Source organism: Actinomycetospora sp. 2LY8.5 (assembly GCF_057180585.1).
On the sequence record NZ_JBXUHE010000060.1, the window covers coordinates 1 to 22,136 of the forward strand.

A 22,136-nucleotide genomic window follows, 5' to 3' on the forward strand; every position below is an offset into this window, starting at 1 on the left:
AACAAGCCGTGATTGCGCTCGCTCGCCGGCGGGTCAACGTCCTGCACGCCATGTTGCGCACCCGCCAGCCTTACCGTCTCGACCATCGGCCGGTCCAAGCCGCTTGACAGAAGCATTAGGCAGCGGCATCTCCGTCAAGCGGCTAGATGAGCCCCATCTTCGAGGCGGCGTAGACGGCCTCGGCGCGGCGGGTGACGTCGAGCTTGCGCATGAGGTTGCCGACGTGGAACTTCACCGTGGTCTCGGAGATGAAGAGCTCGCGGCCGATGGTGCGGTTCGACATCCCGCGGGCGAGCAGGCGCAGGACGTCGAGCTCGCGGCCGGTGAGCGGGTCGCCGTGGGGCTGCTGACCGTTGAGCGAGCGCACGACGGCCGCCGCGGAGCGCGAGTCGAACGCCGACTCGCCGCGGGAGACCGCGCGGATCGCCGAGGTCAGCTCGGTGGTGTCGACGTCCTTGACGACGTAGCCGCGCGCACCCGCGTGCACGGCCTCGACCACCAGGCGGTCGTCGAGGAACGTCGTCAGCACGAGCACGCCCACGCCCGGGTGCGCCTGGGTGAGCTGGCGGCACAGCTGCAGGCCCTCGGAGTCGGAGCTGGTCGAGAGCTTGAGGTCGAGCAGCACGATCGTCGGCCGCTGGTGGGCGACGACCGCGAGCGCCTCGGCCGCGCTGGACGCCTCGCCGACGATGGCGAACTGCGGTTCGCGCTCGAGGACCGAGCGCAGCCCCTGCCGGACGATGGCGTGGTCGTCGACCAGGACGATGCGCACCTCCCCGCGCTTGGCGGTGGAGCGTGCGGGCACGCGGATCTCGGTCATGACCTGCTCCTGGCTTCCTCGGTACTCGGTGAGGAGTTCTCGGCGGGCGCTCCCGAGGCGACGGCCGGACAGGTGCCCAGTGGCACCCCGACCTCGACCCGGATGCCGCCCTGGGGGGCGCGGCGGATACGCAGTGTGCCGCCGATCTCGCGCGCCCGCTCGGCCATGTTCGCCAGGCCGCGGTGGGAGCCGTCGAGATCGCCGGCGGCGGCGACGCGCAGGGAGCGTCGCACGTGCTCGGGGTCGCCGGAGCCGTCGTCGGACACCGACAGCACCAGGCGGTCCTTGCGGTAGGCCAGGCGGACGACGGCGACACTCGCCTCGGCGTGCACGGCCGCGTTGAACAGCGCCTCGCCCGCCACCCGGAACAGCGAACGCTCGGCGGCCGACGACAGCGCCACCGGCCGGCCCTCGAGGCGCACCTGCACGCGCAGGTCCGAGGGCATGTGGACCGTCGAGAGCTCCTCGAGCATCGCGGGCAGGCTCTGCGGGCCGCGGTCGCCGGAGTGGTTCAGGGCGTAGATGGCCGAGCGCAGCTGCTCCACCGCGCGTCGGGTGAGCGCCTTGGCCGTCTCGAGGCGCTCGCGCTGGCGCTCGTCACGGATCTCCGAGCGCACGACCTCGATCTGCATGCCGGCCGAGAGCGCGTACTGGGTCACCGAGTCGTGCAGCTCGCGCGCGATGCGGTGGCGCTCGGAGTCGAGCACCTCGCGCTGGCGGGCGACGGTGAGCGCGTCCCGGGTGCGCTGGAGCTGGTCGTTGCGCGCCGCGAGGTCCTCGGCGTGCCGGCTGGCCTCGCCGTAGAGCCGCATCGTGCGCTGGTGCAGCGCCGAGTTCTGCAGCGCGGCCGCCGTCTGCCCGGCGAGGACGCGCAGCACCGAGGCGTCGGTGGCGTCGATCGCCCGCTCGGCGCCGGTCCAGGCCACGATCTCGCCGACGACGTCGCCGTCGAGGTGCACCGGCACGTGCAGATGGTGGGGGTCGTGCCGGACGTCCGCCCCCTGATCGGCGGGCGCCCCTGACGCGGCCTCGCCGTCCTCGTGGCGGTGACCCTCCCCGGAGCGCACGGCGTGCAGGTGGGTGACGACCCAGGGCGGCAGCTCCGGGTCGTCGGCGTCGACCTCGTCGCCGGCCGGGCCGAGCACCAGGTGGCGCGGCGCGGCCTCGGGCAGCGCACCGTCGGCGAGGGCGAACACGACCCAGTGGGCGGTGAGGTGGTCGGCGGCCGCCTCGGCCACCGAGCGCACGAGCGTGCCCGGCCCCTCGGTGGTGCGGACCAGCGCCCGCGAGATCCGGTCGAGGGCGTGGATGACCCGCCGCAGCCGCTCGGCCGAGGCCAGGTACTCGATGTAGAAGGACGGCTTGCCCGACCGGATACCGGTGAGCTGGTCCAGATCGTGGTGGTCGGTCTCCGTACGGCTGCTCACGGAGCGCTCCGGCAGTGCACTACAGCGCCGCCCGGAACAGCGCCTCGATGTCGGTCTGGTCGGCCTCGCGCGGGTTGGTCGACAGGCACGCGTCGGCGAGCGTCATCGTCGACAGGATCGGGACGTCGTTCTCGGTGACGCCGATCTCGCCGAGGCCCTTGGGTACGCCGAGCTCGTCGGCGATCCGGCGCACCTCCGCGGCGGCCCACTCCGCGGCCTCGGCGGCGCCCGCGGTCGAGTCGGGCGCGACCCGGCCGGGCAGCCCCAGTGCCTGGGCGATCGGCACGAACCGGTGCGGGTCCGGCTCGGCGTTGAAGCGGATGACGTGCGGCAGCAGCACCCCGTTGATGACGCCGTGCGGCAGGTCGAGCAGCCCGCCGACCTGGTGGCTCATCGCGTGGGCCGCCCCGAGGATCGCGTTGGTGAACGCCAGCCCGGCCTCCAGCGCGGCCTGGGCCATGCAGGTGCGCGCGGACTCCTCGGCCGGGTGGTCCATCGTGCGCTCGAGGTGCTCGCCGACCAGGGCGATCGCCTGCAGCGCGTGGTGGTCGGTGAGCGGGTTGTGGGCGCGCGAGACGTAGGCCTCGATGCCGTGGGTGAGCGCGTCGAGTCCCGTGGCGGCGTTGAGCCAGTCCGGCATCGTGGTGAGCAGGTGCGGGTCGACGATCGACATGTCGGGCACCAGCGCCCGGCCCAGGATCGTGATCTTGGTGTTGCGCGCCGTGTCGGTGACGATGCAGAACTGCGAGACGTCCGCGCCCGTGCCCGAGGTCGACGGCACCATGACCATCGGCGGGATGGGCAGCGCCATCCGGTCGACGCCTTCGTAGTCGGTGATGAGGCCGCCGTTGCCGGCGAGCAGCGCGATGCCCTTGGCCGCGTCGATCACCGAGCCGCCACCGAGCGCGACGATGACGTCGCACCCCTGCTCGCGGTAGACGACGTGTCCGGCCGCGATCTCGTGGTCCTTGGGGTTGGGCGTGACGCCGTCCCACACGGTCGGCCGCAGGCCGGCCTCCGCCAGGTGGGCGCCCAGCTGGGTGGGCCAGCCGGCGGCGCACAGCCCGGGGTCGGTGACCAGCAGGGGCCGGCGCGCGCCGAGGCGTACCGCGGCGTGGGCCGCCTCGGACAGGGACCCGGGACCGAAGAGGATCTCCGGGACGTGGAACTTCGCGAGGCGGGGGGTCCCCGTGCCCGAACGCGTGCCCGTGCGTCCAGCGGCCCGTTCGGCCGGGCTCCGCGGTGGCGCGGCCGGCGCGCCGGCCGCGCCGCCCACCGGCTCGTGGGAGCGTCGATGGGCGATGACCGACTCCCCGGCGCGGGTCACGCTGTCGACGAGGACCACGCTGCCCCCTCTCTGCCGACCGGCCGAAGGGCCGACCCGCACGACGATGTAGCCCACGTTACAGAGAGACAGCGGGCGACGGCAGGGTACGGACAGGTCCCGTCGTGCCCGATCGGTGCAGGTCGCGACACCGGTCACACCGGTCGACCGCCCTCGCGGGCACCGGGCGCTCGACGAGGAAGGCCTCCTCGGCCCACCGGCGCCGGAACCTCGCCAGGCCCATCCCGTCGACCAGATGCCGGATCCGGCTGTCCTGCGCCAGCATCTCCTCGATCTTCCCGTCCAGACGGTCGCCGGAGAGCCGCAGGTGCAGGCCGGGGTCGGCGCGTCCAGCAGGCATGTCGGCTGTTCGATCACGCGCAGCGTGCCGGTCGCACGCGGCGCACCTCCCGGGAGAGGCCGAGGAGGGCTGAGCGACCCGGCGACCGCGGCGACGGGTCGGGAGTACCCGCTCCTGACGGCGCGGGTGGTCTAGCTCTGGCTCAACGAGGCCGCGGGGATCGCGGGCTCGACGTTGGACTCGGAGTGGATGGGGCCGTCGCGGCCCGACAGCGGCGTGCCTCGTCCGCCCCACTGCTGGGCGATCATCTCCGCGGCGATCGACACCGCGGTCTCCTCCGGGGTGCGGGCGCCGAGGTCGAGGCCGATCGGGCTCGACATCCGGGCCAGCTCGGCCGGCGTCACCCCGGCCTCGATGAGCCGCTGCTTGCGGTCGTCGTGCGTGCGCCGCGACCCCATCGCCCCGATGTAGCCGATCTCGGGCAGCCGCAGGGCGACCTCGAGCAGCGGCACGTCGAACTTCGGGTCGTGGGTGAGCACGGCCAGCGAGGTGCGCGAGTCGATGCGCCCCGCCTCCGCCTCCTCGGCGAGGTAGCGGTGCGGCCACTCGACGACGACCTCGTGGGCCTCCGGGAAGCGGTTCGACGTCGCGAACACCGGGCGGGCGTCGCAGACGGTGACCCGCATGCCGAGGAAGGTGCCCATCCGCGCGACGGCGGCGGCGAAGTCGATGGCGCCGAAGACGATGAGCCGGGGCGGCGGGGCGAAGGACTCGACGAAGACCTGCAGGCCCTCGCCGCGGCGCTCGCCGTCGGTGCCGTAGGACACGAGCGCCGAGCGCCCGGCCGCGAGCAGGCCGCGGACGTCGTCGCGCAGCGCGTCGTCGAGGCGGGCCGAGCCCGTGCTGCCCTCGACCTCCTCGGGCCACACGACCAGCCGGCGCCCGACCCGGTCCGCGGGCCCCGAGACGACGGTGGCGACGGCGACCGACCGGTGCTCGCGCACGGCGGCGGCGATGGCCCCGAGCTGCGGGAACGACTGGCGGTCGACCTGCTCGACGTAGACGTCGAGGATGCCGCCGCAGGTCAGGCCGACCGCGAACGCGTCATCGTCGGAGACGCCGTAACGTTGCAGGGTCGCCTCGTCGGTGCCGGAGAGGATGCCCGAGCCGAGCTCGTAGACCGCGCCCTCGACGCAGCCGCCGGACACGCTCCCGACGGCCTGCCCGTCGTTGCCGACGAGCATCGAGGCCCCGGGCTGGCGCGGGGCGGACCGGAAGGTCCCGACCACGGTGGCGAGTGCGGTCGGGCGACCCTCCGCCCACCAGGACTCCAACGTGGGCAGTACGTCACGCATCCCGCAGCACCTCCAGCAGCTCGGCCAATGTGGTGAGGGAGTGGCCCGCCAGCAACCGGTCAACGTGCGGGAGGGCCGCCGCGATTCCCCCCTGCACCGGCGCGTAACCGCTCTTGCCGGCGTGCGGGTTCACCCAGACCACCCGATGGGCCAGGCGGGCGAGCCGGGCGGACTGCTCGCCGAGCAGGTCGGCGCCCCCGCGCTCCCAGCCGTCGGAGAACACGACGACGACCGCGCGCCGCGCGACCCCGCGCTGACCCCAGCGGTCGAGGAACGCGCGCAGGACCTCGCCGAGCCGAGTCCCGCCCGACCAGTCCGGGATCGCGCGCCCGGCGTCGGCGAGCGCGCGCTCCGGGTCGCGCTGACGCAGCTCGCGGGTCACGCGGGTCAGGCGCGTCCCGAGCGTGAACGTCTCCACGGCTCGCGGCGTGCGCCGGGTGACGACGTGCGCGAAACGCAGCAGCGTGTCCGCGTACGGGCTCATGGAGCCGGACACGTCGATGAGCAGGACCACCCGGCGCGGGCGCTCGCGGCGGGCGCGGCGGCGCAGGTCGCCGATCTCGCCGCCGCCCGCCAGCGCCGCACGCAGCGTGCGCCGCGGGTCGGGCTCACCACGGCGGGCGGGCCGCCGGCGCCGGGCGCGGCGCTTCGGCGGGGCGGGGCGCAGCAGGGCGAGCAGCTGTTTGAGGTGCTCGCGCTCGCCGATGGAGAGCTCGGCGATGTCGCGGTCGCGCAGGACCTCCTCGCCGGAGGCGGCGACGCGCAGCTCGGGGGTCTCCTCGTCGTCGCCCTCCCCGGAGCCGGGCGGCGGGTCGGTGAGCGCGGCCATCGTCGAGATCCGCGGCGTGGGCGGCGCGGGACGGCCCATCCGCTGGTCGCGCGGGTCGGAGGAGAACCAGGCGGCGAACGCGTGGTCGTAGCGCACGACGTCATCGGGGTCGGCGCACAGCGTCAGGCGCCCCGCCCAGTAGGTGGCGACCTCGCTGGACAGGTCTGACAGCCGCAGCGCCTGCAGGTAGGCGGCCACACGGTCGGTAGTCACGGGGACGCCGGCGTTGCGGACGAGGCGGGTGAAGGCGACGAAGTCCTCGAGGACCGTGTCACCGTCCGGGGCGGTGTCGCCGCGGAGGTCCTCGACGACCCCGGAGGCCAGCACCGCGCCCGCGTGGGGGCGGGGTGCAGGCCCGTCGCTGCTCCCGCCCGTGTCACCGGCGGTCATTCCCCGTCGCTCCGCTCGCCCGAGGTGGTCATGAGGCGAGTAGGGCGTCCAGCTTGTCGCGCGCCCGGTCCGCGTCCTCGCGGTACTTCAGCACCGCGCCCAGCGTGGCCGTGGCCGACGTCAGGTCGAGGTGGCGGGCCCCGATGAGCTGCAGCGCCTGCGCCCAGTCGATCGACTCGGCGACGCCGGGCGGCTTGAGCAGGTCGAGCCCGCGCAGCCCGTGCACGGCCTGGGCGACCTGCCCGGCGAGCTCCTCGGGCAGGTCGGGCAGGCGCCGGCGCAGGATGGCGGTCTCGCGGGCGAGGTCGGGGTGCTCGAGCCAGAGGTAGAGGCAACGGCGCTTGAGCGCGTCGTGCACCTCGCGGGTGCGGTTGGAGGTCAGCACCACGAGCGGCGGCGTCCCGGCCTTCACGACCCCGATCTCGGGGATCGTCACCGAGTTCTCGGCGAGCACCTCGAGCAGGAACGCCTCGAACTCGTCGTCGGCGCGGTCGACCTCGTCGACGAGCAGCACGCAGGGCGCGTCCTGCAGCGCCTGCAGCACCGGGCGCGCCAGGAGGAACCGGCGGTCGTAGAGGGAGGACTCGACGGCGTCGACGTCGAGCTCGGTGTGCGAGGCGCTCGCCGACGCCTCGAGCGCGCGCAGGTGCAGCAGCTGGCGCGGGAAGTCCCAGTCGTAGAGGGCCTGGGACGCGTCGATGCCCTCGTGGCACTGCAGGCGCACGAGGGGCAGGCCCAGGGATTCGGACAGCGCCTGGGCCAGCGCCGTCTTGCCCGTGCCGGGCTCGCCCTCGCAGAAGAGCGGGCGACCCATGCGCAGCGCCAGGAACGCCGCGGACGCGAGGCCCTCGTCGGCGAGGTAGCCGGTGGTGTCGAGGGCCCGCGCCAGGTCGTCCGGGCTGCTGGGTTCGGTGGTCACGCTCACTGCTCCAGCATGTCCCACTGCCCGATGGGTAGCCACTGGATGGTCCTGTGACCGCGGGCGCCTGAGATTCGTTGGGCCGAACGGCCGTGCGCGGGCCGTGAGGCCACGCACAGATACGGATCTGCGACGCGCCCGGCGGAAGCGGTTGCGCGCGAGATCGACTCCGTACATGAGCAGGAGATCCGGCCCCTCGTCCAGCACGGCGGTGTCACGAACCGTCACGAGCGGGTGACGGCGGTCGCATGAGCACGGCTTGAAAGACGCCGAGTGCTCCGTACCGTCCCTGGCGGCCCTCTGCGAGCACCCGACCGGTGCCGAGGGCCCGACACCCCCGGGACCGCCGCGCCGACGCTCGTCCAGCGTTCCCGGGTGACCTGCCCCGAAACGAAAGTGGCGGACCGGACGAGCGCGAGGACAGCAGGGCCCCGGGTGCCCCCTGCGCACCCACGGGCGGTGAGGCCGCGTGGAACCGGCCGTCGACCCGCTCGCGAGGCTCCGCCCGCGCGGCGCGGTACGGAGAGAGGTCATGGCTCGGAATACCGATGAGTCGCTGGCGCGCGCCCTCGGACGGCGCGCGGCCCAGATCGCCCTGGTGGGCGCGGTCGCCGCGGCCCCGATGGCCCTGACCACGGGTCTCGCTTCCGCCGACACCGACTGGGACGAGCTCGCCCAGTGCGAGAGCGGCGGCGACTGGAGCATCAACACCGGCAACGGCTTCGGGGGCGGTCTGCAGTTCACCGACTCGACCTGGCGCGCCTTCGGCGGCTCGGGCCAGCCGGAGGACGCCAGCCGCGCGGAGCAGATCCAGGTCGCCGAGCGCGTCAAGGCCGAGCAGGGCATGAACGCCTGGCCGACGTGCTCCAAGAAGACCGGCAACACCGACCGCTCGGCCAACACGGAGTCCGACTCCGGTGCGTCGAGCTCCTCGAGCTCCTCGGGCTCCTCCTCGAGCTCCGGCTCCGAGGACTCGGACTCCGACGACTCGGACTCCGAGGGCATCCGGTCCCCCGCCCGCACCGACAAGCCGGCCCAGCCGGCGACCGCGCCGGCCGCCCCCGGGGCCGCGCACACCGTCGCGGCGGGCGACACCCTGAGCTCGATCGCCGCCGCCAACGGCGTCTCCTGGCAGTCCGTCGCCCAGCGCAACGCCCTGGCGAACCCGGACTCCCTCAACGTCGGGCAGCAGCTCGCCCTGCGCTGATCCGCATCACGCGCCCGACGGCCCCGGCTCCCGCGTGGAGCCGGGGTCGTCGGGGTCCTCGGGATCCTCTGGCTCGTCGTCGAGCGGCTCCGACGACGACGGAGGACGAGGACTCCGGCTCGAGCAGCCGCTCCGAGACCCGTCAGGTCCGCGACTCCGGGTCCTCGTCCTCGTCGGGCTCCTACACCGTCCGCGACGGCGACACGCTCAGCACGATCGCCGTCTCCCACGGCAGGTCCTGGCGCTCGATCGCCGCGGCCAACACCGGCGTGCTGACCGACCCGAACATGATCTTCCCCGGTCAGACGCTGTCGATGAGCTGACCGCCCGAGGCGAGCCATCGGGGAGGTGGGTCAGGGGCAGTTGACCCATTCTTCGGTGCCGTCGGTGAACTCCTGACGCTTCCACACCGGCAGCTCGCGCTTCACGGCGTCCACGAGCTCGCTGCAGGCGTCGAACGCCTCGCGGCGGTGCTCGGCGGCGACGGCGCAGGCCAGCGCCACGTCGCCGATCCCCAGGGCGCCGACGCGGTGGGTGACGGCGAGCGCCCGCACGCCGGGGAACTGCCCGGCGACCTCGGCGGCGACCTTCTCCACGACGCTCGCGGCGCTCGGGTGGCCCTCGTAGTCCAGGGCGGTCACCGAGCGGCCGTGGTCGTGGTCGCGAACGACGCCCGCGAACGTGACGACCGCGCCCGCGGCGGCATCGTCGACCAGCGCGGCGTGCTCGGAGACGTCGAGCGGCTCCTCGGTGACGGTCGCGCGCAGGACGCGCGCGGGCACGCTGGTGGTCACGGGTGGTCCCCTCCCAGGATCTGGTCGACGGCGTGGGCCAGCACCGGTTCGAGCACGGCCAGCCCGTCGCGCACCCCGCCCGGGGAGCCGGGCAGGTTCACCACCAGGGTGCGCTTGGCGACCCCGGCCACGCCACGTGAGAGCACCGACGTCGGCACCTGATCGGCCCCGGCCCGGCGGACGGCGTCGGCGAGGCCCGGGATCTCGTAGTCGAGGACCGCGCGGGTCGCCTCGGGGGTGGCGTCGGTGGGCGAGATGCCCGTGCCGCCGGTGGTGACGACGACGTGGGCGCCGTCGGCGACGGCCTCGCGCAGCGCCGCGGCCACCGGCTCCCCGTCGGGGACGACCACGGGGTCGGGCGTGGTGAAACCCTGGCCGCGCAGCCACTCGACGACGATCGGCCCGCCGCGGTCGGTGTAGACGCCGGACGCGGCGCGGTTGGACGCGGTCACCACCCGCGCGCGGCGGGTCGGGTCAGCGGCCGTCGGGTCGGGTCCAGACACCGGACCGCCCCCCTTCCTTGTGCTCCAGGCGCACCGCGTCCAGCGTCGCGGCCGGATCGAGCGCCTTGATCATGTCGTGCAGCGTCAGGCCGGCGACCGCCACCGCGGTGAGCGCCTCCATCTCGACGCCCGTGCGGTCGGCGCTGCGGGCGGTGGCGGTGATCGCGACGTGGTCGTCGCCCACCTCGAGGTCGACGGTGACCCCCGCCAGCGGGATCGGGTGGCACAGCGGGACGAGGTCCGGCGTGCGCTTGGCGCCCATGATCCCCGCGACCCGCGCGACACCGAGCGCGTCGCCCTTGGGGACGGTGTCGTCGCGCAGCGCGGCGGTGACCTCGGAGGTCGTCCGCACGACGCCGGTCGCGGTCGCGGTGCGGCGCGTGACCTCCTTGTCGCCGACGTCGACCATCCGCGCGGCGCCGGTGGCGTCCACGTGGGTCAGCCCCGAGCCCTCACTCAACGGTCCAGCTCCCCTGTCGGCATGCTCCCCTGGTCGCCGCGCGTCCTACTCATCGGTGGTGTCCTCCACCGCACGGGCGGTCTCCCGGCCGACGGACAGCGCCTCGCCGACCGGGACGCGGTCGGAGTCGGCGACCTTGCGCACCGCCGACGCCACCGCCGTCGCGACCGTGCTGTCGAAGACGCTGGGCACGATGAACAGCGGGTTCGGCTCGGAGACGACGTCGGCGATCGCGGCCGCGGCGGCGAGCAGCATGACGTCGGAGATGCCGCGCGCGTGCGCGTCGAGCAGCCCGCGGAAGATGCCCGGGAAGGCGAGCACGTTGTTGATCTGGTTCGGGTAGTCCGACCGGCCGGTGGCCACCACCGACGCGTGCCGCTGGGCGATCGCCGGGTCGATCTCCGGGTCGGGGTTCGCCAGTGCGAACACCACGGCGCCCTCGGCCATCCCGGCGACGTCGGCCTCGGAGAGGAGGTTCGGTGCCGACACCCCGATGAACACGTCGGCGCCGGGCATCGCGTCGGTGAGCGTTCCGGAGCGCCGGCCGCGGTTGGTCTGCTCGGCGACCCACCCCAGGCTCGGGTGCAGGCCCGGCCGGTCGGGATGGATGATCCCCTCGACGTCGACGGCCAGCAGGTCGGCCGGCGCCAGGGGCAACAGCAGCCGGATGATCGCCGACCCCGCGGCGCCGACGCCGCAGACGACGATCCGGCAGTCGTTCATCTCCTTGCCGACGACGCGCAGCGCGTTGCGCAAGGCTCCGAGCACGACGACGGCGGTGCCGTGCTGGTCGTCGTGGAAGACGGGGATGTCGAGCATGTCGCGCAGCCGCTCCTCGATCTCGAAGCAGCGCGGCGCGGCGATGTCCTCGAGGTTGATCCCGCCGTACACGGGAGCGAGCGCGCGGACGATCGAGATGATCTCCTCGGTGTCCTGGGTGTCGAGACAGACCGGCCAGGCGTCGACGCCGGCGAAACGCTTGAACAACGCCGCCTTGCCCTCCATCACCGGCATCGACGCGGCGGCGCCGAGGTTGCCGAGCCCGAGCACCGCGGACCCGTCGGTGACCACGGCGACCGTGTTGCGCTTGATCGTCAGGCTGCGCGCGTCGTCCGGCCGCTTCGCGATCGCCTGACAGACCCGGGCGACGCCGGGCGTGTAGGCGCGCGAGAGATCCTCGCGGGTCCGCAGGCCGACCTTGGCGTTGACCTCGATCTTCCCGCCGAGATGGACCAGGAACGTGCGGTCGGAGACATTGCGCACCCGCACGCCGTCGAGCGCGTCGAGGGCGTCGGTGATCTGGACCGTGTGCTCCTCGGACAGCGCGTTGCAGCTGATGTCGACGATGATCGAGTCCGCGCGCGACTCGACGACGTCGAACGCGGTCATGACGCCGCCCACGCGCCCGACGGCGACGGCGAGGTCGCCCGCCGCGGTGGCGCTCGCCGGCGCCTCGACGCGGGCCGTGATCGCGTAACCGGGTCCCGGGACGGTCACCGTGTCTCCTCTCGTCGAGCCCACCAGCGCTGCAGATCGTCGGGGGTGTCGAGGTCGTCGTCGACGGCGACGTCCCCGATCTCCACCGCCGCCACGTCGTCCCGCCCGCGCAGGAACCCCCGCGCGCCGGTGTCGCCGGTGGCCGCCGCGTGCACAGCCTTCCAGTGCGCCCGGCCGAGCAGCACGGGGTGGCCCGCCCGTCCCCCGACGGCGCCGCGCGCGAGCACGTCGGGACCGCCTGGGCCGTCCGCGCGGGCCGCGACCCGCGCGAGGGCGTCGGGGCCGATGCCCGGGGTGTCGACGAGCGTGACGAGCGCCGCGACGGCGTCGGTCTCCTCGAGGGCGTCCAGCCCCGCGCGCAGGGAGGCGGCCTGGCCCTCGGTGTCCCAGCCGGGCGCGGGCACCCAGCGGGTACCGGGGTCGAGCAGCGCGGCGGTACCGGGCAGGCCCGCACCGAGCACGACCACGACGGGCGCGAGCCCCGCGGCGGTGAGGGCCCGGGCGGCGCGGCGCACGAGCGGCTCGCCGTCGAGCTCGACGGCGGCCTTCGGGCGGCCCATGCGCCGGCCTCCGCCCGCGGCGAGCAGGAGGCCGGCGACGGTCGCTGTCGTGGTCAGCGGTTGATCTCGGTGACCGGGTGCTCGTAGCCGAGCTGGTCGGCCGGCAGGGGGAACTGCGTCTCGCCGAAGGGGGACGGCGAGCCCTGGGTGGGCGCCATCAGCTCCGTGATCGGGTGGCCGCCCTCGACCTCCGGCCACCACGGATCCTGGCGCGGCGCGGTCTCGTCCTGGGCTCCGGTCGCGTGGTCCTCGGCCATCTCTCCCTGTCCTCCCGGTCGGCGGAGCTCCAGTCTGCCGCACCTCGGGGGTGGGCGCGCCCGACCCCGACTACCGTGGGACGTGATGTCCGGCCGGACCCTCCTCGAGCACCTGCGTGCCCAGGACGACGACACCCTGGGCGCGCTGCTGCGCGCCCGCCCGGATCTCGCCCTGCCCGCCCCCGCCGACACCGGCGTGGTGGCCACCCGCGCGAGCGTGCGGATGTCGGTCGGGCGCGCGTGCGAGGACCTCGACGCGTTCACCCTCCAGGTGGTCGACGCGCTGCTCGTGCTGCGTGCCGACGAGGCCGCCGTGGCCGCGGGCGACGTCCTCGCGCTCCTCGGTCCCGACCGCGCGCAGGCCGGCGGGGCCGCGCTCGCGGACCTCGAGAGCCGCGCGCTGTGCTGGCCCGACGGCTCCACGCTGGACCCGGAGCTCGCGGCGGCCGACCCCTCTGCGCGCACGGGTCTGCGGGCGGTGCCGGCGCTGCGCGACGTCTCGGTGCGCTACCCGGGCGGGCTGGGTCGCCCGGCGCCGGAGTTCTGCGCGATCGCCACCGCCGACGACCCCGCCGCCGTCGTCGACGCGCTGCCCGCCGACGAGCGCGCGGTCGTCGAGGCCCTCTCCGCCGACGGCCCGATCGGCCGCAGCCGCGCCCAGGGTCCCGACGACGGCCCGGTGGGGCGGCTGCTCGCCGCGGGCCTGCTGCTGCGCGTCGACCAGGAGACCGTCGAGCTCACCCGCGAGGCCGCCCTCGGGGTCCGGGGCGACCGCCCGCTCGGCGACGTCGCCCTCACCGACCCCATGCCGGCGCCGCGCGTGCGGGCCCCCGCCGACGTCGACGCCACCGCCGCCGGAGAGATCCTCGAGCTGGTGCGCCGCGCGGAGGTCGTGCTGGCGTCGTGGTCGGACGCGCCGCCCGCGGTGCTGCGCTCCGGCGGGCTCGGGGTGCGCGACCTGCGCCGCGTCGCCCGCGAGCTCGGGCAGAGCGAGGCGGACGCGGCGCTGCTGGTGGAGGTGCTCGCCGGGGCGGGGCTCGTCGCCGTGTCCGAGGGCCCGGAGAACGGGCGTGGGGCCCCGGCGTGGACGCCGACCGTCACCGTCGACCGCTGGTTCGCCGCGGGCCCCGACGTGCGCTGGGTGATGCTCGCCCGCGGCTGGCTCGACACGCCCCGCGCGCCGTCGCTGGTCGGGGCGCGCGACGTCGGCGACAAGCTCATCGGCCCGCTCTCCGACGAGGCCCGACGGCCCTGGGCGCCGGCGCTGCGCCGCCGTGTGCTCGACCGCCTGCGCGAGTTCGCCGACGGCGAGGGCCCGCCGAGCACCGACGACCTCGTCGCGTCCCTGGCCTGGCGCGCACCGCGCAAGGGCGGGCGCCAGCGCGACGAGATGGTCCGCACGGTGCTGCGCGAGGCGACGACGATGGGGCTGGTCGCCCACGACGCGATCACCTCGGCGACCCGCGAGCTGCTCGTCCCGGCGCGCGGCCCGGGCGACGACCCGGACGCGGCCGCCGCCGCGGCGCTGCGCCGCGCGCTGCCCGAGCCCGTCGACCACGTGCTCCTGCAGGCCGACCTCACCGCGGTCGCGCCCGGCCGGCTCGAGCCGGAGCTGGCCGCCGCGCTCGACCGCGTCGCCGACGTCGAGTCCTCCGGCAGCGCCACCGTCTACCGGATCAGCGAGGCCTCGGTGCGCCGCGCGCTCGACCTCGGGCAGACCGCGGCCGACCTGCACGACCTGTTCTCGACGCGCTCGGCCACCCCGGTGCCCCAGGGCCTGACGTACCTCGTCGACGACGTCGCCCGCCGCCACGGACGCCTGCGCGGCGGAGCGGCGGCGTCCTTCCTGCGCTCGGAGGACGAGGCGCTGGTCGCCGAGGTCATGGTGCACCCCGAGGCCGAGCGCCTCCAGCTGCGCCGGATCGCGCCGACCGTGCTCGTCAGCCCGCAGCCGCTGGTCGAGGTCCTCGAGGCGCTGCGGGCCGCCGGGCTGTCGCCGGTCGCCGAGGACGAGGTCGGCGGCGTGCTCGACATGCGCCCCCGGGGACGCCGGACGCCCGCGAAGCGTCCCGAGCGCGCCGTCGGCACCACGCCGTCGCTCTCCGAGGACCAGGTCACCGCGCTCGTCGCTCAGCTCCGCGCCGGCGACCGCGCCGCCACCGCCTCCCGGGGTCGCGCGACCGGTGCGGGTGCGGGGCGCGCGGCGACCTCGGCCACCGTCGCCGTCCTCGCCGAGGCCGCGCGCACCGGACGCAGCGTGTGGATCGGGTACGTCGACGCGCACGGCACCGCGTCCCAGCGCGTCGTGCGCCCGCTGCGCGTCGGCGGCGGCGTGCTCGAGGGCTTCGAGGACGACGGGGAGGACCGCGGCGAGACCACCGGCCCCACGGTCGGCGCGACCCCGCTGTCCTTCGCGCTGCACCGGATCACCTCGGTGAGCGTGCTCGCGGACCGCTGAGCGGCGAGCGGTTTCGCAGCGAACGTGCTGTTCGCTGCTTCTAGGCGCCCGAACTCCCCGTTGATCGCTGCGGGCGCGCCTGCGGGCGGTGATCAGGAGAGCGTGGTGCAGCCGGTGGCGCCCACGGAGGTGCACGAGGCGCTCGTGATCTCCCCGGACGCTCGCGATCGCTCGGACGCCCGCGCCGCACGGTCCGCATGCCCGCCGCCCGCCGACGTGTCGCAGCGAACGTGCTGTTCGCTGCTTCTAGGCGTTCGAAGTCCCCGTTGATCACCGGGTGATCCGCGTCGGCGACCAGCGGCAGCGCGCACGAACGCGGAGTTCGCGCGCATAGAAGCAGCGAACAGCACGTTCGCTGCGACAACCCCGCTAGGCCCGGGCGCCGACCGCCCAGACCTGCATCGCGTGCTCCACGAGCGCGATGAGCGCCTGCTTCGTCGACTCCCGGTCGCGGGCGTCGACGGTCAGGATCGGCACCGCCGGGTCGATCGCGAGCGCCTCGCGGACATCCTCGAGCTCGTGGCGCAGGACGCCGTCGAAGCAGTTCACGCCGAGCACGTAGGGCAGGCGACGGTCCTCGAAGAAGTCGACCGCGGCGAAGCAGTCGGCGAGCCGCCGGGTGTCCGCGAGCACGACCGCGCCGATCGCGCCGCGCACGAGGTCGTCCCACATGAACCAGAACCGGTCCTGCCCGGGCGTGCCGAACAGATAGAGGATCAGGTCGGAGTCGAGCGAGACGCGGCCGAAGTCCATGGCCACCGTGGTGGTGCGCTTGTTCGGCACCGCCGAGAGGTCGTCGACGCCGGAGCTGGCGTCGGTCATCACGGCCTCGGTGGTCAACGGGTCGATCTCCGAGACCGAGCCCACGAACGTGGTCTTGCCGACCCCGAACCCCCCGGCCACGACGATCTTGGCTGAGGTGGTGGTCGGGACCGGCTCGGCGCCCCCTGCGTCAGAGCCGTCGTAGTCCACTCAACACCCTTTCCATCAACGCCAGGTCCGGGACGTCGCCCGAGGTCGAGGCGGTCTGGTGCACCACGACGGTGCCCTGCGACGCCATGTCGCCGATGACCACCCGGGCCACGCCGAGCGGCAGCGTCAGCAACGCCGCCACCTCCGCGACGGACCGGGGCTCGCGACACAGCTCCGCCACGGCGCGGTGCTCGTACTTGGGGATCCGCGACAGCTCGCGGCCCGCGGAGCCGACCGAGACCAGGGTCTCGACGGCCAGGTCGTAGACCGGGCGGGTCCGGCCGCCGGTCCAGGCGTAGGGGCGCACGATCGCGACCTCGTCGGCGCGCTCGGCCGGTGGCTCGGGTTCGGGGAGCTCGTGCCGCGGGGGTCCGGCCTGCGGGACACCGTAGGGCGCGGTCTGCTGCTCCCCGGATGCCATGGCGTGCGCGCCGTCGGGCACGTCCTGCCCGTACAGGTAGCCGTGGGGGGCGACGGTGCCGTCGCTCGGCGGGCCCACCTCGTCACCCGTCGGAGCGGCGGGTTCCGACGGGACCGGGTGCTCCTCGGCGCTGCGGCGTCGCCGGAAGAGCCCGCGGCGTTCGCCGCGCGGCGTCTTCGGTCCCCCGCTGATGCCGTTGAGGACGTCGGCGAAGGACTCGCCGGGGTCATCGCTCACCGGTCGTCACCCCCTTGTGACGTCATCGCACCGCCGACCCCTGAAGCTCGGCGCGGAGCTCGGGGGTCAGCAGCTGCCCGACCCGATCGACCAACAAGGTCATCTCGTAGCCGACCAGGCCGATGTCGCAGTTCGGGGCGGCGAGCGTCGCGAGGCACGACCCGTCACTGATCGACATGAGCAGGACGATGCCCCGCTCCATCTCCACCACGGTCTGCACGACCTCGCCGGCCTCGAAGCAGCGCGCTGCGCCCTGCGTGAGGCTGATGAGGCCGGACGCCACCGCGGCCAGCTGGTCGGCGCGGTCGCGCGGCAGGCGGTTCGACGCGGTGAGCAGCAGCCCGTCGGCCGACACCACGACCGCGTGCGCCACCCCCGGCACCCGCTCGGCGAAGTTCGAGACCAACCAGCCGAAGCGGCTCGGCTGCGACTGGGCTCCGGTCACTGCTCCTCCTCATCCCCGGGGCGAGCGTCCTGCTGCTCGCCCGCGGTGTCCCCCGGCCGGTCACGTCGGGTGGACCGCCCGTCGGCCACACCCTGCTGATAGCTCGCGAGACGGCCCCGGATCGCGTCGGCACTGCGCCGCGGGATCGCGGGCCCCGCCGGCCGGTCGCCCGGCGCGCCGGCCGCGCCGGAGCGCGCGGCCCCGGGCACGAGCTGGGCGCGGGGCCGGCGCTTCGGCAGACCCGACTCCGTCGTGCCGCCCGCACTGACACCGGCGTCGAGGGCGTCGGCGCTGGCCGCGGCGGCGCGCCAGCCCTCGTCGCCCGACGTCGACGCCCACTCGGCCTCGTCCGGCCCGGCGGCCGGCGGGGCCTCGCGGAACCACGCGGACGCGACCTCGTCGTAGATCGGCGTGCGCTCCCGCTGCGGGCGCCCGGCTCGGCCGGGCAGCCGCTCCGGCACCGCCCGCGCGGGGGCGCCGTGGCCGCCGTTGCGGGTGTGCCCGTTGCCCTCGGACGGCGGCGTCGGGTCGAAGAGACGGTCCGGCGCGCTGCCCCCGGGCACCGGCGGACCGGGCGGGGTCTGCGCCGCGCCGCGCCGCGGGAGGCCACCGGGGGCCTGCGGGCCTGCGGCGGGGCGGGGCGGCTCGTCCGCGGCCGGCGGCTCGGGAGGAGCCACCGGCTCGGCGGGCGCCACAGCCTCCTGCTCGACGGGCGCGGGGGCCTCGGGTGCCTGCGCGTCCGCCTGGCCGGTCGTGCGGCGCGGACGCAGACGCGGTGCCATCCCCGGGGAGAACGTCGTGTCAGGTGGTGGGAGACGCCGGCTCGACGGCCGCATCCCGCGCGGCTCGCCCTGCTCCGTCGCCGACCCCGGCGCCGACACCTGCTCCGGGGCCTCGACAGCCTCGGGAGCCGATTCGGGGGACGGCGGCGGGGCGCTCGCGACGGGTTGGTCGACGGCGGGGACCTCCGAGACGGCGGGCACCACCTCGTCCGGCGCCGCACCGGCCGGCGCCACCGGCGACCCCGAAGCCCCCGCGGACTCCGCGGACTCCGCCGCCTCCGGCGAGCCCTCCTGCCACGCCGGGCGCGCCTGCGGGCGCACCACGCGCGGACGCAGCGGGAGCATGCCCCGCCGGGTCGGCGGCGTCTCCGCGGCCGGGGTCTCCGCGGCCGGGGTCTCCGCGGCCGGGGTCTCCGGCTCGGCGGGGACCTCCTCAGCGGCGCCGTCGTCGACCTGCTCGGCGCGCGCCAGAGCCTCGTCGTGCGCCTCCTGGCCCTCGACGACGTCCTCGGGGACCTCGGCGCCCTCGAGCTCCTGCGCCGGCTCCTCGCCGGACGCGGGCAGCGGCGGCGGCACGACGGGCGCGCCGTTCCACATGGGCGGGCCATCGGCGGGCCGGCGCGGCGGGGCACCGGGAGGCGGCGGACCGTACGGGCCGCCCGGACCGGCCGGACCGCGCCCGGGCGGAGCACCCCGCCACCCGGGGGGCGGCGCCTGACCGGGACCACCGGGCGGCGGCGGACCCCACACCGGGCCGCTCGGCCGGCCGGGCGCGCCGGGAGCCGGCGCACCGCCGCCACCGCCGAAGCCACCGGCACCCGTGGGCGCACCGGGTCCGCCGGGACCGCCCGGCTGACCGGGACGGCCCGGCAGCGGACCGTGCGGCGGGCCCTGCTGGTGGCCCTGCCGCTGCCCCTGGGGCTGACCGTGCGGCTGACCCTGCGGCTGGTCCTGGGGTTGACCGTGCGGCTGACCGTCGGCGGGCTCCTCGGCGCCCTCGGGCTCCTGCGGCGCGGCCTGCTCGGCCTGCTCGTTCGCAGCGTCGCCCGCGGGCACGTCCTCGCCGGGCTCCTCGGGGCGGCGGCTGCGCCGGCGCGCGGCGGCCGCACCGATCAGCGCCGCGGCACTGCCCGCGGCGGCCGCACCGCCCACGAAGCCGTGACGGCCCTGCTCCGCCTCCTGCTCGGGCTCCTCGTCGACGACCTCGTCGCCGACCTTGGCCACGCGGTCGTCGGTGTCGTCCTGCTCGTCGTCGGAGGCGTCGTAGGCGTCGTAGGCGTCCTCGACCTCGTCGGCAGGCTCGCGCTCGGGGGCGCGCTCCGGCGGCGGCCCGGGAGGAGGCCCACCAGGACCACCGGGACCGGCCGGACGCCCGGATCCACCCCGATCACCGGCGACGCCGTGCCCACCAGGACCCGCGTGCCCGTTCGTCCCGTGCCCGTTGGTGCCCGGTGCGCCGTTCGACGGCCCGCGGCGCGGCAGCAGCGGCCGCCGTTCCGAGCCGTTGTCGGGCGCCGGACGACCCTGCTCCCGCTCCGGATCCACGCCGGGCGCGAAGAACGACCCAGGCGCGCCCACGGCCCGCCGCTCCCGCTGCGGGAGGCCGGGCGCGCCGCCGCGCGCCTGCTCGGGCACGCCGTTCGTGGCGCCGTCGACAGGACCGTTCGGGCCGTCGGGGCGGCGAGCACCGGCGGCACCGACCGCGGGCCGGCCGTCGGTCGTGCCCGCCAGTACCGCGGTCGCCGGGACGAGCGCCGTCGCGGCGACGCCGCCGTCGTCGCGGTTGCGCAGCTCGACGGTGATGCCGTGGCGGGTCGCGAGGCGCCCGACCACGAACAGGCCCATGCGCCGGGACGCCGACACGTCGACGGTCGGCGGCGAGTCGAGCCGCACGTTGGCCTCGTGCAGGTCCTCCTCGCTCATGCCGACGCCGGAGTCGAGGATCTCGACGAGCACCGAGCCGTCGCCGTTCTGCGTCGCCTGCACCCGCACGCGGGTGTCGGGGGCGGAGAACGTGGTGGCGTTCTCGAGCAGCTCGGCCACGAGGTGCACGACGTCGCTCGCCGTGCGGCCCAGCAGCTGGGCCTGGGGCGGCGGGGCGAGGTCGATGCGCTGGTACTGCTCGACCTCCGACGCGGCGGCGCGCAGCACGTCGACCAGCGGCACCGGCCGGCTGCCACGCCGCGACAGGTCGGTGCCCGAGAGCACCAGCAGGTTCTCGGAGTTGCGGCGCATGCGCGTCGCGAGGTGGTCGAGCTGGAAGAGGTTGGAGAGCGCCTCCGGGTCCTCCTCGGAGTTCTCCAGCTGCTCGATGAGCCGCAGCTGGCGCTCGACCAGCGCCTGGGAGCGGCGCGACAGGTTGACGAAGATCGAGTTGAACGCCGACCGCAGGCCGGCCTGCTCGGCGGCCAGCCGGACCGCCTGCTCGTGCACCTGGTCGAACGCGCGGGCGACCTGCCCGATCTCCTCGCGCGTGTTGATCGGCGTCGGGACGATCGTGGTGTCGGGCGTCTCGCCCTCGCGCAGGCTCTTCACCGCCTGCGGCAGGCGCCGCTCGGCGACGTCGAGCGCGGTGCGCCGCAGCAGGCGCAGCGGGCGCAGCAGCGAGCGGGTGACGAAGAAGACCACCGCCGCGCCGGCCATCAGGGCCAGCAGCAGGATCACCGACGAGATGCCGGCGTCGTTGCGCGCGGCGGCCTGCAGCGAGCCCGCCTGCCCCTGGAGCTGGCCGCGCAGCTGCTCGGAGGTCGCGGCGACACGGTCCTCGACCGCGGTGGACGCGCGCTCCCAGTCCGGGCCCGCGACCTGCAGCGGGAGGCCCGCCGCACCCCGTCCGAGCACGACCTGCGCCAGCAGGTCGCGGTTGTCGACGTCGGGGCCGACGACGGCGTCGGCGAGCGCGGCGTTGTCGGTGCCGACCGCCGAGCGGAAGTCGTCCACGGCGATGGAACGGCGCAGCGTCGCGTTGCGCGCCTGGTCGATCGACGGCGCGTCGATACGGCCCGCGGCGATGCCGGCGGCGACGACGGCCTGGACGTAGGCGTCCTCCTCGCGCACCACCGAGAGCGAGTAGAGCCCGGAGGAGAGCCCGGCGACGCTCGGGTCGGCGGCCTCGCGCGAGAGCGAGCGGTCGAACACCTCGAGGGTGTCGATCGTCTCGGTGTAGCGGGCGATCGCGCCGGCGGCGTCGACGCGGCCGTCGATGACGTCGTCGCGCAGCCGGTCGAGCTGGTCGATCTCGTCGTCGGCCTGGTCGAACGCCGTGATCGTCTGCTGGTCGAGCGAGTCGGCCGCGCCGGCGGAGCGGCGCAGCTCGGAGGTCGCGTCGCGGGTGGCCTCGATGCGCTGCTCGACGGGCCCGGAGCCGCCGGCGCGGTTCGCGGCGACGTAGACCGCCGCCGCCGACCGCTCGTCGGCGAGGTCGCCGAGCACACGCGACGTGCCGTCCTCCAGGGCCACGGCCTGCTGGACGCTGTCGTAGGACGCCGCCTCCTGCGTCTGCTCGACGATGCGCAGCACACCGAGGGTCAGCACGAAGATCGTCGGCACCAGCAGGACCGCGGTCAGCTTGACCGGCAGGCTCCAGTTGCGCAGGGCCAGCCGCTCGGTCCAGTCGCCGCCGGAGCGGTCGTCCGGACCCGGGCGGCCGTCGTGCGGATCGTGGTACCGCACGGGCGTTCGCTCGGGTGCTCGCTCAGGGGTGGTCACGGACGGGTCCTCCCGGTTCCGCCGGTCGATCGGACTTCGCCGGGCGCCGCCCCGCGCCGAGGGCGTCCCTGGTCGACGCTCGGTGACCAGGGATGGGCTATGGTCGCGGCCGTCCGGTTCGCGGGGTGGCACGTGGGTGACACCGTGCGGCCTCGCGGAGACACGTCGGTCCGACGATCGGGGAGCAGGGCGAGCGGGCGCATCAGTGTGGTCAGGCGTCCAGTGCGGTCGGCGCGGCGTCCGGTGGGACATCGCAGCGGGCGAGCTCGGGCGAGAACGCGTGTGAGCTCGGGCGGGTCGGTGGTCACTCCTCCAGGACGGGGTCGAGCGGGCCCACTGTAGCCGTCCGGTGACCGGGAATGTCCGGCCCGCCTGCAGCGCTCCCCGAGCGGCGTCCCTGCTCCGCCCGACGGTGTGTCGGCCCCCAGGAGGAGAATGGGACGGACCACCCGCCGACGTGCCCGGAGGTC

General features: G+C 75.5%; 17 protein-coding genes and 1 pseudogene. 2 read left to right on the top strand and 16 right to left on the bottom strand.

What is annotated here, in order from left to right:
- Positions 1–142 precede the first annotated feature (142 nt).
- The 7 genes from AC2A1K_RS32955 to AC2A1K_RS32985 all read right to left on the bottom strand — a co-directional run bounded on the left by AC2A1K_RS32955 (position 143) and on the right by AC2A1K_RS32985 (position 7,365).
- Complete coding sequence (locus AC2A1K_RS32955; protein WP_337701649.1) at positions 143–820, bottom strand: MadR family response regulator transcription factor; 678 nt, start codon at positions 818–820, stop codon at positions 143–145.
- On the bottom strand, positions 817–2,247 hold the full coding sequence (locus AC2A1K_RS32960; protein WP_483900583.1) for a MadS family sensor histidine kinase: 1,431 nt from the start codon (positions 2,245–2,247) through the stop codon (positions 817–819). Before AC2A1K_RS32960 ends, AC2A1K_RS32955 begins: the two co-directional genes overlap by 4 nt.
- 19 nt (positions 2,248–2,266) lie before the next feature.
- Complete coding sequence (locus tag AC2A1K_RS32965) at positions 2,267–3,592, bottom strand: iron-containing alcohol dehydrogenase (protein ID WP_483900584.1); 1,326 nt, start codon at positions 3,590–3,592, stop codon at positions 2,267–2,269.
- 58 nt (positions 3,593–3,650) lie between these two features.
- Complete coding sequence (locus tag AC2A1K_RS32970) at positions 3,651–3,932, bottom strand: hypothetical protein (RefSeq protein WP_483900585.1); 282 nt, start codon at positions 3,930–3,932, stop codon at positions 3,651–3,653.
- Between the two features lie 131 nt (positions 3,933–4,063).
- Positions 4,064–5,227 (bottom strand): XdhC family protein, encoded by a 1,164-nt coding sequence (locus AC2A1K_RS32975; RefSeq protein ID WP_483900586.1) that lies wholly within the window; start codon positions 5,225–5,227, stop codon positions 4,064–4,066.
- Positions 5,220–6,446 (bottom strand): vWA domain-containing protein, encoded by a 1,227-nt coding sequence (locus tag AC2A1K_RS32980; RefSeq protein WP_483900587.1) that lies wholly within the window; start codon positions 6,444–6,446, stop codon positions 5,220–5,222. The genes AC2A1K_RS32975 and AC2A1K_RS32980 overlap by 8 nt, the downstream gene beginning before the upstream one ends.
- A gap of 28 nt (positions 6,447–6,474) precedes the next feature.
- Positions 6,475–7,365, bottom strand: a complete 891-nt coding sequence (locus AC2A1K_RS32985) for an AAA family ATPase (protein WP_483900588.1) — start codon at positions 7,363–7,365, stop codon at positions 6,475–6,477.
- 532 nt (positions 7,366–7,897) lie between these two features.
- Here AC2A1K_RS32985 and AC2A1K_RS32990 point away from each other — a divergent pair.
- The gene (locus tag AC2A1K_RS32990) at positions 7,898–8,572 is read left to right on the top strand and encodes a LysM peptidoglycan-binding domain-containing protein (protein ID WP_483900589.1); all 675 of its coding nucleotides are present in this window, start codon (positions 7,898–7,900) and stop codon (positions 8,570–8,572) included.
- A gap of 353 nt (positions 8,573–8,925) precedes the next feature.
- On the opposite strand, the pseudogene AC2A1K_RS32995 reads toward AC2A1K_RS32990, so the two are convergent.
- The 5 genes and pseudogenes from AC2A1K_RS32995 to AC2A1K_RS33015 form a co-directional block, all read right to left on the bottom strand.
- A pseudogene (locus tag AC2A1K_RS32995) lies at positions 8,926–9,821 on the bottom strand (molybdenum cofactor biosynthesis protein MoaE).
- A 19-nt stretch (positions 9,822–9,840) separates the two neighbouring features.
- Positions 9,841–10,278: a cyclic pyranopterin monophosphate synthase MoaC gene (moaC, locus tag AC2A1K_RS33000; RefSeq protein ID WP_483900602.1), complete on the bottom strand. Its 438-nt coding sequence runs from the start codon at positions 10,276–10,278 to the stop codon at positions 9,841–9,843.
- Positions 10,279–10,374: 96 nt separating this feature from the next.
- Positions 10,375–11,826 carry an NAD-dependent malic enzyme gene (locus AC2A1K_RS33005; protein WP_483900590.1) on the bottom strand — a complete coding sequence of 484 codons (1,452 nt, stop codon included), beginning with the start codon at positions 11,824–11,826 and terminating at the stop codon, positions 10,375–10,377.
- Positions 11,823–12,443, bottom strand: coding sequence for a nucleotidyltransferase family protein (locus tag AC2A1K_RS33010; RefSeq protein ID WP_483900603.1), 621 nt, complete (start codon positions 12,441–12,443; stop codon positions 11,823–11,825). Before AC2A1K_RS33010 ends, AC2A1K_RS33005 begins: the two co-directional genes overlap by 4 nt.
- A complete protein-coding gene (locus AC2A1K_RS33015; protein WP_483900591.1) occupies positions 12,440–12,643 on the bottom strand; it encodes a hypothetical protein in 204 nt (67 codons plus the stop codon). The genes AC2A1K_RS33010 and AC2A1K_RS33015 overlap by 4 nt, the downstream gene beginning before the upstream one ends.
- A gap of 85 nt (positions 12,644–12,728) precedes the next feature.
- Here AC2A1K_RS33015 and AC2A1K_RS33020 point away from each other — a divergent pair, with 85 nt between their 5' ends.
- Entirely contained in the window at positions 12,729–15,101 is a 2,373-nt protein-coding gene (locus AC2A1K_RS33020) for a helicase-associated domain-containing protein (protein WP_483900592.1), read from the top strand.
- Between the two features lie 369 nt (positions 15,102–15,470).
- On the opposite strand, the gene AC2A1K_RS33025 is transcribed toward AC2A1K_RS33020, so the two are convergent.
- Genes AC2A1K_RS33025 through AC2A1K_RS33040 form a run of 4 tightly spaced genes read right to left on the bottom strand, consistent with a single transcriptional unit; the run spans position 15,471 to position 21,666 of the window.
- Positions 15,471–16,073, bottom strand: coding sequence for a GTP-binding protein (locus tag AC2A1K_RS33025; RefSeq protein ID WP_483900593.1), 603 nt, complete (start codon positions 16,071–16,073; stop codon positions 15,471–15,473).
- Complete coding sequence (locus AC2A1K_RS33030; RefSeq protein ID WP_483900594.1) at positions 16,054–16,731, bottom strand: DUF742 domain-containing protein; 678 nt, start codon at positions 16,729–16,731, stop codon at positions 16,054–16,056. Before AC2A1K_RS33030 ends, AC2A1K_RS33025 begins: the two co-directional genes overlap by 20 nt.
- 22 nt (positions 16,732–16,753) lie before the next feature.
- On the bottom strand, positions 16,754–17,176 hold the full coding sequence (locus AC2A1K_RS33035; protein WP_133825801.1) for a roadblock/LC7 domain-containing protein: 423 nt from the start codon (positions 17,174–17,176) through the stop codon (positions 16,754–16,756).
- Positions 17,173–21,666: a sensor histidine kinase gene (locus tag AC2A1K_RS33040; protein ID WP_483900595.1), complete on the bottom strand. Its 4,494-nt coding sequence runs from the start codon at positions 21,664–21,666 to the stop codon at positions 17,173–17,175. Before AC2A1K_RS33040 ends, AC2A1K_RS33035 begins: the two co-directional genes overlap by 4 nt.
- Positions 21,667–22,136 lie beyond the last annotated feature (470 nt).